At 68.1% G+C, this 15,169-nt stretch carries 11 protein-coding genes; 4 read left to right on the forward strand and 7 right to left on the reverse strand.

Annotated features, from left to right (window positions below):
* The first annotated feature begins 18 nt into the window (after window positions 1-18).
* Together ACFQQD_RS12115 and ACFQQD_RS12120 are read left to right on the forward strand one after the other, a co-directional pair.
* Window positions 19-1,200, forward strand: a complete 1,182-nt coding sequence (locus tag ACFQQD_RS12115) for a DUF58 domain-containing protein (RefSeq protein WP_378089662.1) — start codon at window positions 19-21, stop codon at window positions 1,198-1,200.
* Entirely contained in the window at window positions 1,197-3,500 is a 2,304-nt protein-coding gene (locus ACFQQD_RS12120) for a transglutaminaseTgpA domain-containing protein (protein ID WP_378089664.1), read from the forward strand. Before ACFQQD_RS12115 ends, ACFQQD_RS12120 begins: the two co-directional genes overlap by 4 nt.
* 5 nt (window positions 3,501-3,505) lie before the next feature.
* Here the strand turns inward: ACFQQD_RS12120 and ACFQQD_RS12125 are convergent, their stop codons facing one another.
* The 6 genes from ACFQQD_RS12125 to ACFQQD_RS12150 form a co-directional block, all read right to left on the reverse strand.
* Complete coding sequence (locus tag ACFQQD_RS12125) at window positions 3,506-4,999, reverse strand: NAD-dependent succinate-semialdehyde dehydrogenase (RefSeq protein WP_378089666.1); 1,494 nt, start codon at window positions 4,997-4,999, stop codon at window positions 3,506-3,508.
* 203 nt (window positions 5,000-5,202) lie between these two features.
* Entirely contained in the window at window positions 5,203-5,574 is a 372-nt protein-coding gene (locus ACFQQD_RS12130) for a VOC family protein (protein WP_378089668.1), read from the reverse strand.
* Window positions 5,575-5,669: 95 nt separating this feature from the next.
* The gene (gene rsmI / locus ACFQQD_RS12135) at window positions 5,670-6,557 is read right to left on the reverse strand and encodes a 16S rRNA (cytidine(1402)-2'-O)-methyltransferase (protein WP_378089671.1); all 888 of its coding nucleotides are present in this window, start codon (window positions 6,555-6,557) and stop codon (window positions 5,670-5,672) included.
* 215 nt (window positions 6,558-6,772) lie between these two features.
* Window positions 6,773-6,973, reverse strand: a complete 201-nt coding sequence (locus tag ACFQQD_RS12140) for a hypothetical protein (protein ID WP_378089673.1) — start codon at window positions 6,971-6,973, stop codon at window positions 6,773-6,775.
* 288 nt (window positions 6,974-7,261) lie between these two features.
* Entirely contained in the window at window positions 7,262-8,299 is a 1,038-nt protein-coding gene (locus ACFQQD_RS12145; protein ID WP_378089675.1) for a hemolysin family protein, read from the reverse strand.
* Window positions 8,296-9,720, reverse strand: coding sequence for a hemolysin family protein (locus ACFQQD_RS12150; RefSeq protein ID WP_378089677.1), 1,425 nt, complete (start codon window positions 9,718-9,720; stop codon window positions 8,296-8,298). Before ACFQQD_RS12150 ends, ACFQQD_RS12145 begins: the two co-directional genes overlap by 4 nt.
* Before the next feature lie 343 nt (window positions 9,721-10,063).
* On the opposite strand from ACFQQD_RS12150, the gene ACFQQD_RS12155 reads away from it, so the two are divergent.
* Window positions 10,064-11,710, forward strand: a complete 1,647-nt coding sequence (locus ACFQQD_RS12155; RefSeq protein WP_378089679.1) for a dolichyl-phosphate-mannose--protein mannosyltransferase — start codon at window positions 10,064-10,066, stop codon at window positions 11,708-11,710.
* A gap of 116 nt (window positions 11,711-11,826) precedes the next feature.
* Window positions 11,827-13,641 (forward strand): AMP-dependent synthetase/ligase, encoded by a 1,815-nt coding sequence (locus ACFQQD_RS12160; RefSeq protein ID WP_378089681.1) that lies wholly within the window; start codon window positions 11,827-11,829, stop codon window positions 13,639-13,641.
* A 110-nt stretch (window positions 13,642-13,751) separates the two neighbouring features.
* Here ACFQQD_RS12160 and ACFQQD_RS12165 read toward each other — a convergent pair whose 3' ends face one another.
* Entirely contained in the window at window positions 13,752-15,137 is a 1,386-nt protein-coding gene (locus tag ACFQQD_RS12165; protein ID WP_378089683.1) for a TIGR01906 family membrane protein, read from the reverse strand.
* Between the last annotated feature and the right edge of the window lie 32 nt (window positions 15,138-15,169).

The following is a 15,169-nucleotide window of genomic DNA, read 5'->3' on the forward strand; positions in this document are numbered from 1 at the left end:
ACGGGAATCGGGCACCCCATGGCACTCCTGACCCAAAACCGGCTTCGACCGACACCGCGCGGGATCGGCCTCGGCGCGGCCGCCGTCGTGCTCGTCATCGCAGGGCTGCTGCTGGGCCGCCGCGAGGCGATCGCGCTCGGACTGTTCCTGGCCGCCGTCGCGGTGGCGTCCGGTGCCGCGCTCGCCGTCCGACTGTTCCTGGCGCGCGGCACCCGGCTGGAGCGGCAGGTCTCCCCCAGTGCTGTGGTGACCGGTGGGGCCGTGCAGGTGGATTTCACCACCGTGGTGCCCGGCCTGCGGGACGCCCTCCCCGGCCGGGAACCGATATCGGTGGGGCCGGCCGGTTACCAGTGGGCGGCGGCCCGGCGGGGTGTGTACGACGTCGGCCCGGCCCTGGCCCGGATGATCGGTCCCTTCGGGCTGTGGTCCGGCCGCGCAGAGGTGGCCGGCACCTCGCGGATCGAGGTGTTCCCGGAGCCGCTGAGCGACGACGATCTGGACCGCGTGTTGCGTGCGGGCACGAGTGAACGCGATGCCGCCGACCTGCTCGACAGCATCACCTTCGCCACCGGTTCCCCGGACGACCTGCTGGTGCGCGAGCACCGGGAGGGCGAGGCCATCACCCGAGTGCACTGGGGTGCCACGGCCCGCACCGGCCAGTTGATGGTGCGTCAAGAGGAATGGGCCCACGAACCGTGCGCCGTGGTGGTGCTGGATATCCGGGCGGTCTCCTTCTCCGCCGGACGGTTCCGCGTGGACGGCGGCGGTGGCCGGAACTGGACCACCTCCCCCGGATTCGAGCGGGCCGTCCAGACCGCGGCGGCCATGATCGAACGACTGCACGGTGCCGGACACCGTGTGCTGCTCATGGACCAGGACGGACACTCGCTGGATACGGCTTTGGCGTCACCCGTGCTCGGGTCCTCACAGCGTGAAGCGGCGTGGCCACAGTCGTTGCCGGCAGACGCGACGGCGGTGATCGCTCTGCTCGGCTCCGCCGTGGAGCGGGACCTCCCGGTTCTCGACTCCGTGCCGCACGGACTGCAGCGGATCGCGGTCCTCTTCGGGGCCGGGCTGGCCGGGGCCGGGCTGGCCGGGGGCGACTCACAGCCGGGCAGCTCCGAGGGGACGGGAGCGGTCGGCGAAGCGGCTCGACGGCTCGAAGCCGATGGCTGGCTCGTGGCTCGGGCGGGATCATGACACCGACGCGCCGGCACGATCACCAGCTGGGCCGACTGTGGTTGTCGACGGCGCTGGTCGCGGTCCTGGCGATCGCCGCCGCGGTGTCCCTGAACGATGCGTTTGCCGTGCCGATGGACGTGTGGGTGCCCCCGGCGTCCGTCCCCGCGGTCGTAGGTTTGGTGGCCGCCGCCCTGGTGCGAACTCTGGGTGCGCGGATGCTCCGGCCGTTGGCCGCGGGGCTGGTGGCCGCCCTGCTCACCTGGTGCTGGCAATGGTGGCCCGAGACGCTGATGGTCGGCCTGATTCCGCAGCCGGCCACGGTTGAGGCCATCAACGACAGCACGGCCTCGCTCCGCGAGATCATCTGGACCGACGTCATTCCGGTCACGGCCTCTGCACCCGTGTTGGCCGGCGTCGGGGCCGCAGTGGCACTGACCGCTTTGGTCACCGATGCCATCGCCGTGGGCCTGCGCTCACCGGCCATCGCGGGGATCCCCCCGCTGGCCCTCGTGAGCGTGGCAGCGGCCATCATCGCCGCTCCGGGCCCGTGGCCGGCCGTAGCCGTGGCAGCGGCGGCGTGGCTGGGTCTGCTCGCTCTCGGGCCCGAACCGGAACACTCCCCCGTCGACACAGCGTCGGACATCTTCGGCCGTCCGGCGGCCAGACTGGGCACCCTGGCGACCGGAGTCGTCGCCGTGCTGGCACTGGTGGTGTCCCTGACCTCCTTGCCATACCTCTCCTCCGGATTCGCCCCGGACGGGCAGCGCTTCCTCCTCGGACAGGGCTCGGGACCGGTGGATCCTGCGGCGGATCTGGGCCAGGTGCTGCGGAGCAATTCGGGCTTTGCCGGGATCACCTATGACACCGACGACGGCCGGGGCGTTTATCTGCGCACGGCCGTGGTGGACGATGTGACGGCATCACCCTGGGATTCCAGTCCGCCGCGGAATACCGCCGAACCGGGGCGCGTCGGTTTCGTCCCCGCAGCTGCGAGACTGCGCAGCGAGCTCGAGAATGAGCTCGAATCCGACGTCGTGTCCGTCACGCTCGACGGCTGGACGGGAAAATGGGCTCCCCTGCCGGACCAGGTGTTGGAGGTGGCCGAATCGGTGGGCGACGTGGGCTGGCAGGTGGATCCGGCCACCTCGACCGCCTTCCGCCCGGAGGCTCCCGCCGTCGACCTCAGCTTCCGGGCCACCATGATCCCACTTGATCTGACCCTGGAAGAGATGAGCCGGGTGGCCGGTGATGAGGCCCCGCAGAGCGTCTCCGAGCGCTGGGGTGCCGACCCGGCCCTAGCGGACTCGACCATTCAGGAACGCGCAGAAGAGGTCACCGAGGACGCCGACGACCCGGTGGAACAGGCGGTGGCCATCCAGGACTACCTGCTCTCCGACGCGTTCGTGTACTCGGAGACCGCACCCCAGGAGCAGGGGTTCGACGGCTCAGGCATCGAGATGACCGAGCAGTTCCTCGAGGCCGGAGCCGGGTACTGCATCCACTTCGCCTCGGCCATGGTGATGATGGCGCAGGCGGTGGACATCCCCGCGCGCGTGGTGGTCGGCTACGCTCCGGTCGCTGCCGTGGGCGGCGTTCACCGGGTCACGTCGGACCGTGCCCACGCCTGGCCGGAACTGTACATCGACGCCGTCGGTTGGGTGCCGTTCGAACCGACCCAGGGTGTGGGTCGAACTCCCGAGTATTCCCGCGAGTTCAGCAGCACCACCCCCGTCGCCTCGGACGATCCCACGGTGGGTGACTCAGAGCCCTCGGATGCGGCAGAACCGGAGGAGACGGAAGAACAACCGGACGACGCCGGAGCCAGCCCCGACGCCGGCCGGGACAGCTCCGCAACGGCCGGCCCGGTGTTCTCACCGGTCGTCGCCATCCTGGGTGGTCTGCTGGTGCTCCTGGCCGCCTTGGTGCTCTTGCTGCCGCAGTGGTGGCGACGGCGGCGACGGCACTCACGGCTCGCCTCCGGAACCGTGGAACAGGCCTGGGCCGAGCTGGAGGACAGCGCCGTCGACCTCGAGCTCGGCCGGCAGCCGCATGAATCGGAGTCCGCGTTCGCCGCAAGGCTCGACAGCCGGACGGCGGCGGGCGACGCCAGCGCCGTGGCCGACGCCGGCGCCGTAGCCGAGGCCGTGGCGTGGGCTCGTTACGCTCCCGAGGGAACGCCGGCCCCGCCACACGCCGACGCAGCGGCAGAGTCGGTCCGGGCGATCACCGCGGATCTGTTCGCGGGCGCCGAACCGGCCGTCCGGCGTCGGGCCCGGTGGTTCCCGCGCTCCGTGCTGCCGGGTTTCCTCCGCCGCTGACCGGGTTACTTCTGGGCGGCGTACGGGTCGGCCATGCCGATGTACTGCACCGTGGTGTACTCCTCGATGCCCTCGGCACCGCCCTCGCGGCCCATCCCGGACTGCTTCACGCCGCCGAACGGGGCCGAGGCATTGGAGATCACCCCGGCGTTGAAGCCGATCAGACCGAACTCGATCTGCTCCGAGACCCGGAACATCCGGTTGACGTCCCGCGTGTAGAGGTAGGAGGCCAGCCCGTACTGCGAGGCGTTGGCCAGCTCGATGGCCTCCTCCTCGGTGGCGAAGGTGGTCACCGGGGCCACCGGGCCGAAGATCTCTTCCGACAGGATCGGGTTGTCATTGCCGACCTCCAACAGCGTCGGGATGTAGAAGAATCCGTCGCCGTCTCCGGGCTTGCCACCGGTGACGACCGTGCCGCCAGCGGAGACGGAGTCCTGCACCAGGGTGTGGATGTCGTCGCGGGCACCGCCGTCGATGATCGGCCCGACCGTGGCGTCCGGGTCCGTGCCGCGAGCCGGGTTCAGCTTCTGCAGCGCAGCGGCGAACTTGGCCTTGAACTCGGTGGCCACGTCCTGGTGGACCAGGAAGCGGTTGGCGGCGGTGCAGGCCTCACCCATGTTGCGCATCTTGGCGGCCATGGCCCCCTCAACGGCAGCGTCCAGATCAGCATCCTCAAACACCAGGAACGGGGCGTTGCCGCCGAGCTCCATCGAGGTGCGCAACACGTTGTTGGCCGCGTCCTGCATCAGCTTCACGCCCACCGCGGTGGACCCGGTGAAGGAGATCTTGCGCAACCGGGAGTCCTTCATCAGCGGTCCGGAAATGGCCGAGGCGGAGGAGCCGGCCACCACGTTGAGCACCCCGGCCGGCAGCCCGGCCTCCTGCACCACCTGTGCGAACAGCAGGGAGGTCAACGGGGTCAGCTTGGCCGGCTTGAGCACCATGGTGCAGCCGGCGGCAATGGCCGGGGCGACCTTGCGGGTGGCCATCGCCAACGGGAAGTTCCACGGGGTGATCAACAGAGAGGGGCCCACGGGCTTGTGGGTGACGATCATCTTGTTCTTCCCCTCGGGAGAGGTGAAGTAGCGACCGTAGTGGCGCACCGTCTCCTCGGAGAACCAGCGCAGGAACTCCGCACCGTAGGTGACCTCACCGCGGGCCTCGGCGAGCGGCTTGCCCATCTCCAGGGTCATCAGCAGGGCGAAGTCCTCGCTGCGCTCGATCACCTTGTCGAAGGCCCGGCGCAGGATCTCGGCCCGCTCGCGCGGAGCCGTCAGCGCCCAATCCCGCTGAGCGGCCGAGGCGGCGTCCAGGGCCGCCATGGCGTCGTCGGAGTTGCCGTCCTGGATGGACAACAGAACCTTGCCGGTGGCCGGGTCATGGACATCCAGAGTCTTGCCGGAGCTGGCATCGCGCCACTCTCCGTTGATCAACAGGCCGGTAGGCACGGACTGCAGCAGTTCCTGCTCACGTTCAGCGGTGACAGTGGTGACAGTCATGGGGAACCTCTTTCCGGTCGGCCGGCTCGGTCGGGCCAGCGTCGGTGGAATACGCACGGCTGGATACCGTCGGGGACAGCCTACTGGCCGGGGCGAGGCGTGAGTCCAGCAGGTCGCAATGCGACACTCGCGCCCCGAGCACTGCACTTTGCGGGCAGAACGAACCGGTTCGTTCTGGCCGCAAAGCGGGTCGTTGGTGGGAATCAGGCCTGGCAGAGGCAGAAGGGGTGACCGGCCGGGTCCAGGAAGACCCGGAAGGACTCTCCCGGTTGGGTCTCGGTCTTGGTGGCGCCGAGCTCGACGACGGCCCGCTCACCGGCATCGAGATCGTCCACCATCACGTCCAGATGCATCTGTTGCGGGTACTGCTGTCCAGGCCAATCCGGGGCCTGGTACTCCTCGACTCGCTGGAACGAGATGCAGTTGCCGCCGTCAGCGGGACGGATGTCGACCCACTGCTCCTGCTCGCCCGTGGCCGCCTCGACGTTCCAGTCGAGAACGGCGCCGTAGAACCGGGCAAGGGCCTGAGGATCGGGACAGTCGATGACGAAACTCGGATCACGTGCGATAGCCATGATCGTCACCGTAGTCCGGTCCCGCCCGCCTGCCGAGGGTCGGCCGACGGCTGACGTATCCGAGCGAAAGGTGGCGGGCGAATCTATCGTCCGCTCTATCGTCCGCGCTGGGCCAAGACCGCTTCATAGAGTTCCCGCTTGGGCACCCCGCGGGCGGCTGCCACGGTGTTGACCGCTTCCTTCAGCCGGGTGCCGGAACCCACCAGCACCTCGACGTCGGCGACCTGACCGGCCGTGTCCGTGTCCGGTTCTGCCTGGATCCCGCCGGTGACGATGACGATCTCCCCGCGGATCTCCTTGGAGTGCGCCCAGTCCACCAACCCAGCCAGGGTGTCCCGGACGACCTCTTCGTGCAGCTTGCTCAGTTCACGGGCCACGCAGGCGGGACGGTCGGTCCCGAACGCTTCACCGAGTGCGGCCAAGGAGGCCGCCAATCGGTGCGGGGATTCGAAGAACACGAGAGTGCGGGAGTCCCGGGCCAGTTCGGTCAGCAGCCGTTGCCGCTCCCCCTCCTTGCGCGGCAGGAACCCCTCGAACGCGAAGCGATCCGTGGGCAGTCCGGACAGCGCCAGTGCCGTGGTGACGGCGCTCGGTCCCGGAGCGCAGGTCACCGCGACGCCCTCTGCCGCGGCGGTGGACACCAGGCGGTAGCCAGGGTCCGAGACCAGTGGCATGCCGGCGTCGGTGACGACGGCCACCACCGCACCGTCTCGTGCTGCGGTCAGCAGTTCCGGGGTGGATTCCCGCTCGTTGTGCTCGTGGTGGCTGACCACCTTCCCGGTGATCTTGACGCCCAGCGCGTGCGCCAAGTGGTGGGCTCGGCGGGTGTCCTCGGCTGCCACGATGTCCGCCGTGGACAATAGGTCCCTGAGTCGCTGGGAGGCGTCGGCCAGATTGCCAATCGGCGTGGCCGCCAGGACGATCTGGCCTGCCATCCCGGTTGTTTCGTGAGACCGGTCATCGACGATTTCTGAGGCGGCCATGCCTACATGCTACGACCCACACCGGTGCTGCTACGGATCCCCATGAAGGCCAGACCCAACATCACCACGATGACGGCCAGGGGCACGAGCACGAGCCCACCGAAAGTCAGAGCCGGATAGACCCGCGCAGTCGGATCCGGGCACGGGCGGTTGACTATTGCGGTCGCTCAGGCGGGATGCATGGTCGCGTTTCTGTGAGCCTGCCGCGTTACCGATTAATCCTTTCGTTCGAGGGCACGTGTGATGCGCCGGAGATATCCGACGATGATGAGGAGCATGCCCAAGACCATGATCGAGTTGACCATGCCGTTGGCCATGTACCCCAAGACGAAACCGACGATCGTGAGAACGACTCCGATGCTGATCATCACGCTGTACTTGGTGTCGGCGATCGCACCACCTTGTTTAGCTTCCATGCGCGCAGACTATCCGTGCGCGCGTCTGTCGAGATAAGACTGCGAGAGCATCGAAAACGCACGTGATCCCGCCTCAGCCGCCCCCGTATATCTCCACGTGATCGTTCGCCCCCGCTGGTGGATGACTGATCACCCAACGGCTGTTCAGCTCCGCGCCTCGCGGCCGCGGCTGACCAGCATGACGCGGTGCCGCCGTCGTCTCTTGTCGGACGGTGATTCTGGCCGGGATGGCGCCGCTAACGTCCGCGAGGTGGCGTAGAGGACGACTAACAGCAGCAGTGTCCCGACTTATGCTTCACGGGCGCCGAGCGCAGGCGCCTCAGTGTCCGGCAGCACCTTACGCAGCACATCCGCGAGGGTGATGACTCCAATGAAGCGGTCTTGGTCCATGACCGCCACCAGCTGTTCGCCGGCACGACGGATGTGGGCCAAGGCCTCACCCAACGAGGTCTGCGCGGGCAGGGTGAACGCTGGCCGAGCCAATTCCTGGACGTCACGGTCCAGAGGCTCCATCAGAGTGTCGCGGACATGGACCACCGAAGGAACCCGACCTTGAGGATTCTCCACCAGGACGCGCAGGTGCCCGGATCCCATGGCCGCCGCTTGCAGGTCACTGACGGTGGCGTTCGCCGGAACGGCGGTGGGACGAGCACCCGGTTTGATCAGGTCCGCCACGGTCGTCTCCTGCAGGTCGAACACCCCCGAGAGCTGGTCATGGAACCGGGTGTCCAAGGTGCCGGCAGACGTCGAGTGTTCGACGAGCTGGCGGATGGTGTCCACATCCTGACCGCCGACCGCAGCGCGATCCACGGGCGTGATGCCGCTGGCGGACACGAGTCGGTTGGCGATGTGGTTGACCCAGACCAGCAGCGGGCGGACCAGCCAGATGTAGGCGCGGGTCGGCAGCGCGGTGAATTTCGCCGAGAACTCGGGGTGAGCGATCGCCCACGACTTCGGTGCCATTTCGCCGACGACCAGGTGGAGGAACGTGACCAACAACAGGGACAGCACGAATGCCGCCGTGTCGGCCACGGGGGCGGGAACACCCCAGCCGGTGAAGACCGGTCCGAGCCAGGCGTCGACGGCGGGTTTGGTCACGGCCCCGAGGGCGAAGGTGCAGACGGTGATGCCCAATTGGGCGCCAGCGAGCATGATGGTCAGCTCATTCACGCTGCGCAGCGCGGAACGAGCAGGGCGGCTGGTCGCCGCTTCGGCCTCGAGCCGGTGGCGGCGTGCCCCCAGCAGGGAAAACTCCACGATGACGAACAGGGCGCTGAGCGCGATCAGGGCTACGGTCGCGGCGATGACGACCAGTGGGTTGCTCATCGGTCGTCCCCCGGTTCACCGTTCAGTTCGGCCTGACGTCCGGGAGGAGCGTCCTGATCGTCCGGCTCTTCACTGCTCTCGACGAGATGGACCACGAGCTGACTGGGAACGTGCCGGGAAACCTCGGCGATCTCGACCCTCAAGTGACGGTGCACCGGTGTGTCGAGGCCGAAGTCCCCTGGATCGCCGGGCAGGTCAATCGTGACCGTCTGTCCGGCTTCCGGCAACAGTCCCAGCTCGGCGATGACCATCCCGGAGACCGTCTCGAAATCTCCGTCCGGCAGGTGGTGGCCCACGGTTCGTTCCAGCTCATCCACGTGGACGTCTCCGGCCATGCGCCAGACACCGTCCTGTTCGATCTCGATGTCCTGGACCGCATCGGCGTCATGCTCGTCGGTCAGCTCACCCACCAGTTCCTCGGCCAGATCCTCGACGGTGATGACCCCCGTGAAGCCGCCGTACTCGTCGATCACGCACGCCAACTGGTTGCGCGTGCGGGCGAGTTCTCGCAGGGCGTCCGGAAGGGGCATCAGGGTGGGAATCAGCAACGGCGGCCGCATGATCGAGTTGACCGGTGCAGGGTCGTCGATCGGCCGCTTCAGCACATCGGTCAGGTGGACCACACCGATGGGTTCGTGTTCGCCGGAGAGCACCGGATATCGAGTGTGCTCCCGAGCCATCCGTTCCCGGACCTCAGCGATCGTCGCGTCCGCCGTCACGGTGTCCACCTGTGTTCGCGGGATCATGGCGTGCTCGACGTCCTCGTCGGGAAAGTCCAGGATCCGGTCGATCAGGACGGACAGCTCTTCGGGAAGATCCCCACTCTGGCGAGACTCGGCCACGATACGGTCCAGGTCCTCGGCCGTTGCCGTGGTGTCCACGTCATGAACCGGCTCGATCCGTAGCAACCGCAGCAGACCGTTGGCGGACTTGTCGAACACCACGATCAGCCATCCGAACGCGGCCAAATACAGTTGGGTGGATCGGGCCAAGCCCCGCGCCAGGGGTTCGGGACTGGCGATGGCCAGGTTCTTCGGGTACAACTCGCCGAAGACCATCTGCACCACCGTGGCCACCGCCAGCGCCAGCACCGTGGCCACCGTGATACTCGTCGCTGCGGGCACCCCGACGTCCCCGAGGAGGGCTCCCAAGGCTTGGCCGATCATGGGTTCGGCGACATAGCCGACCAGCAGACCCGTGACCGTGATGCCCAACTGGGCGCCCGAGAGCATGAACGAGGTCCGCCGGGTGACGGCCAGTGCGCGCTCGGCGGCGGAGTCCCCCGCCTTGGCCAGGGCCTGCAACCGGGATCGGTCCACGGACATGTAGGCGAACTCCTGAGCCACAAAGTAGCCATTCGCCGCGATGATCAATCCGACGACCACCATCCCGGCCACCAAGAGCAGAACGGCCTCGATCATCGACTCCTCCCCACCACACCAGCACCGCCGGCGACAACGCCGAGCACTTTGCTGGCCGAGGCCAGAGGAGAACTAAGAGAAGAAAGGAACGAGTGGCAACAACTGTCGCCCGGGTCATCAGACGACCCGGTGCTAGGCAGAGAGCGGCTCATGCGGGGATTCACATACTCCGTGGCTCGATGAAATTGAAATGAGTGCATCGTACAGCGCGGGCATTCTTCGCGGAATACCACCCACCCGCCGGGAGAGCCATCCGCACTCTGACGGGCTCTCTAGATCGCCGTGCCCGCTGTGTCCGGCAGCCAGCAAGGACCTCCAGGTCCTCTCCACGTAACATGGCAGGGTGCTCGAGTCCCCGCCCACGGCGCAGCCGGTGCAGCCAGCGCCCGCAGCAAAGCAACACCGCTGGCTGGAGACCCCGCAAACCTTTTATACAGACGCCGTCCTGCGTCTGCGCCTGCTCGGTGAGCACTTCGACCCGGGCCGCTGGGGATGGATCGTCCCGCTGGTCATCACGGTGCTGGCCGGAATCCTCCGCTTCACCCGGCTCGACCAGCCACACCAGCTAATCTTCGACGAGACGTACTACGTCAAGGACGCCTTCACCCTGCTGCAGTCCGGCTTCGAGCTGAACTGGCCGGACGACCACAACGACGAGTTCGTCGCCGGCAACCCCCAGCCCGAGGGCACCGCCGAGTACGTGGTGCATCCCCCGCTGGGTAAATGGCTCATCGCCCTCGGCATGGCCGTCTTCGGCGCGGACAACGGGACCGGTTGGCGATTCTCCTCCGCAGTGGCGGGCACGCTGTCGGTGCTGCTGACGGCGCTGATCGCCCAACGGCTGTTCCGCTCCGTCTTCCTCGGCGGCATCGCCGGACTGCTCCTGGCCGTCGAAGGCCACCACCTGGTCATGTCTCGCACGGGCCTGCTGGACATCTTCCTCTCGTTCTTCGTGCTGGCCGCCTTCGGCGCCCTGGTCCTGGACCGCACCGATGGACGACGCTGGTTGGCCGCGCGGCTTTCGGCCGCCGCCCACCAGCATGGCGGGGTGCCGCCGTCGTCGTTGTTGGACTACGGCCCGTGGTTGGGATGGCGACCCTGGCGGCTGGTGGCCGGCATCCTGCTGGGCGCGGCCTGCGGCGTGAAACTCTCCGGGCTGGCCTTCGTGGCGGTCTTCGGGCTGATGACGGTGCTCTGGGACGTCAACGCCCGCCGTGTGGCCGGCATCCGACACTGGCTGCGGGCCGGCATCACCCGCGACGGGCTCTATGCGTTCGTGGCCGTCGTCGGCGTCGGGGCCGTGACGTACCTGGCCACCTGGACGGGTTGGCTCCTCACCAGCGGGGGCTACAACCGGCAGTGGCACACCACTCATCCCCCACAAGCCTGGTGGGAACACCTGGTGCCCGGACCTCTGCGCTCCCTGGCGGATTACCACCACCAGTCGACGCAGTTCCACAGCGGGCTGTCGTCGGGGCACGACTACGCCTCGAACCCGTGGACCTGGCCGTTCATGGGCCGGCCGACGTCGTTCTACTACGAGGGCTACGACGACGGCGCGAACGGCTGCCCGGTGGACACCTGTTCCGCGGCGATCACCGACCTGGCCAACCCGATCATCTGGTGGGCCGGCACGCTGGCCGTCATCGCGCTCGTCTTCATCTGGCTGGGCCGCCGCGACTGGCGGGCCGGGGCGATCCTCGCCGTCTACACCGCCGGACAGCTCGTCTGGTTCCTCTGGCCGCACCGCACCATGTTCTTCTTCTACACGATCGCCTACACGCCCTTTCTCATCCTGGCGATCGTCCTCTGCCTCGGGGCGCTGATGCGCTTCGGCGGCCCGGCCCGCCGGCAACGGAACACGGTCCTGGTGCTGGCCTTCGTGCTGCTCGCCGTGCTGGCCAGTGCCTTCTTCATGCCCGTGTGGACCGCGGAGATGGTGCCGTATGACCAGTGGCGGCTGCGCATGTGGATGAGCAGCTGGATCTGATACGGCTAGCATCGGAGGCACCGACACCGGTACCACCAGCGCCCAGCAAGTACCCCAGCCAGCCCCCAAGCAAGCATCCTCGCGGCCACGCGCCCCGGCGATGTGGAAGGCGAATCATGCAGGAAGCCCACACGGACCAGGTCGCCGACCTCCCCGCCGAGACCAACCTGACCGACCGGTTCCTGGCGGTGGCCGCCGCCCAACCGCACGCCCCTGCCTACGCGGTGCGCAACGGGGCCGGCGGGTGGGTGGACGTCTCCTACGCGTCCTTCCTGGGCCAGGTAAGAGACGCGGCCAAGGGACTGATCGCTCTGGGCGTGGAGCCGAAATCCATGGTCGGCATCATGGCCCCCACCTCCTACGAGTGGGCCGTGATCGATCAGGCCATCTGGTTCGCCGGGGCCGTGTCCGTCCCCGTCTACGAGACGTCGTCGCCACTGCAGGTCCAGCACATACTCGCTGACTCCGGCACCCGGCTGTGCTTCACCGCAGCCGACCGGCACGGGAACGTGGTGCAGCAGGCCGCGGAACGGGGCGGCTTCGAGGTCTCCCTGCTGCCCCTCGACCACGCCGGAATGGCCGAGCTGACCCGCGCCGGACAGGATGTGACGGACGAGGCGCTCGAGGCGGCCCGGTCCACGAACACCATGGCCGACGTCGCCTCCATGGTCTACACCTCCGGCACCACTGGAAAGCCCAAGGGCGCCCGGATCACCCACGGCAATTTCGCCATCGGCGCGGTGAATATCCTGCCGTTCGCCGAAGGGATCGTCGGCGGCGGAGAACAGCGCACGCTGATGTTCCTGCCGCTGGCCCACGTGCTGGCCCACGCCGTGCAGTACATCTGCCTGGTCGGTGGAATCCAGATCGCCCATTCCTCCGACCTGAAGACGCTGACCCCGGATCTCGCCTCCTTCCATCCCACCTGGCTGCTGGCCGTACCCCGCGTATTCGAGAAGCTCGACGCCGGTGCTGCCGCGGCCGCGCGCGACGGCGGCAGCGCACGGATCTTCGCCGCCGCCCGGGCCACCGCCATCGCCTACTCCGAGGCCCTCGACGCCGCCGCCCGTGGTGAAGGCCCCGGCCCGGGACGGGTCCTGCGCGCCCGGCATGCCGTCTTCGACCGGCTCGTGTATCCGAAGATCCGCACCATTCTCGGTGGGTCCGCCCGGTACACGGTCTCCGGTGCCAGCACCCTGAACCCCGAGCTGGCACACTTCTTCCGCGGCGCGGGGCTGGGCATGCAGGAGGGCTATGGGCTGACCGAGACGACCGCCCCGGCCACCCTGAACATCCCCGGCCACACCCGCATCGGCTCGGTGGGCCTCCCGGTTCCCGGCAATACGGTCCGCATCGCCGACGATCAGGAGATCCTGATCCGCGGCCCCATCGTCTTCGACGGGTATCACGGCCAGCCCGAGGCCACGGCCGACTGTTTCGACGACGAGGGATTCTTCAAGACCGGGGACATCGGCCACCTCGACCCGGACGGATTCCTCTACGTCACCGGCCGCAAGAAGGAGATCATCGTCACCGCCGGGGGCAAGAACGTCTATCCCACTCCTTTGGAAGAGACCATTCGGTCCTCCGGCGTCGTCTCGCAGGTGGTCGTGGTGGGCGACGGGCGTCCCTTCGTCGGCGCCCTCGTCACCCTCGACCCCGACGGACTGGCCCAGTGGGCCGCCGACCGCGGCATTCCCGTGCCATCCCTGAGCGACGCGAGTGACGATCCGGAGGTCCGAGCCGAGGTCCAAGCGATCGTGGACCACGCCAACGAGTTCGTGTCCCAGGCCGAGTCCGTGCGCAAGTTCGTCATTCTGGACACCGAACTCACGGAGGACTCCGGTCACCTGACACCCTCGTTGAAGCTCCAGCGCAACACGGTGATGGCCGACTACGCGGCGGTCATCGAGGACCTCTACCGCCGCTGATCACCACCACCTGGAGTGACGATCACGCTGCTCGGGGCCCCTATCGGCGTGTCTCCACATCCGGCGAGATCGTCACTCGGGCGGTCAGGCGGGTTCGGGTTCAGGGAACCTCAGGCGGCCTCGTACCAGTCGTTGCGACGACGGATCAGGTCAGCCTGGGCGGTCCTGGAGTCGTGGCGGCGGCGCCGGGTAGGCCAGGTGCACACCAGGGTGATCAGCAGGGTCAGCAGCACGAGTGCCCCGAGAACGATTCCGGCGTCCATCCAGAACTGGCCCGGGTAGAGCCGGATCAGCGAATCGGTGGCCTGGAAGGTCCAGGTGCCGTCTGCGAAGAACAGGCTGTGGAAGCCGGCGAAGAACTGCTCCCAGCCCAGCACGGCCAGGACGGCCAGCACGATCAGGACCACGAGCATCCAGATCGATCCCGCGAACAGCGACCGGCGGATCCCGCCCTTGGCCGCCCGCGCGAGAGCGACCATGAAGACGATGCACAGCAGTCCCAGCAGCACTCCGACGCCCATCGTGATCAGCATGACGAGCTTGACGTCGGCCATGTGGGAGACCTCGCTGCCGGAGAACAGCGCGCCGCCGTCGTGCTGCAACTCCGCCAGGTACCGCGGTGGGGCGGCATTGAACAGGTAGTCCATGCCGGCGGAACCATAGGTCAGGCGGTCCTCGGTGGTGAAGCCGTTCGGATCGGCCGGGAAGCCGGGACGGTGGTACTCCAGCCAGAGGAAGACCGGGGAGGCCACGAACCGGACCGCGGCGATCAGCACCACGATCGGGAAGAAGATCGCCAACAGCACCTGGAGCACCTTCGGCGCCGTCGAGGGACCTTCCAGCGCCTCGTCCCGGGCCGCTGCACGGGCCTCCGCCTCGCGCAGATCACGACGGCGGTCCTCCGGGTCCTCACCGGGTGCACCGGAAGAGAAGCCCCGGTAGTCGTCTTCCGGCCGCCGGCGTCCGGCAGTGGCTCCGGCGGCGGCACCGGCTGCTGGTGCGGCGGTTCCGGCTGTCCACGCCGTGGTCGGTTCCGAGGTGGTTTCCGGCTCCGGCGTGGACGTGGCAGTCACGACGCCGGCCCGCTCCCCAAGGGCGCGAGCAGCCGGCCGATCCTTCGCGGCCGAGGGCGACTCATCCGAGTTCTCCGCGTCATCAGCCCTCACTGAGCGCTGAGCCCCACCCTCGCTCGTGAAGTCGCCGGCCGCCAGCGCGTCGAGCTCGCTGCGGTCGATCGACTGCGTCGATTGGGTGGGCGTCGGCTCGGACGCCGCGGAGTGTGCCGGCGTCTGGTCCGAGGAGATGGACTGAGTCGGCGTGGATTCTGCGGAGTGCGCGGGCGCCGGTCGCTCCGAGCCGTCCACGTAGTCGGCGTCGTCATCCTCGACGAACGCCCCGTAGTCCAGTCCGCTTTCGAACTCAGCCGACTCGGAAGAAGAACCGGGCACGCCGTCGCGCTTCTGGTGGTTGCCGTCGCTTGACTTGTCGTCAGCCATCGTCCCGCTTTCTGATTGTGCCGGATTCGCCA

This window comes from Citricoccus sp. GCM10030269 (genome assembly GCF_042665635.1).
In the GTDB taxonomy this organism is placed as follows: Bacteria; Actinomycetota; Actinomycetes; order Actinomycetales; family Micrococcaceae; genus Citricoccus.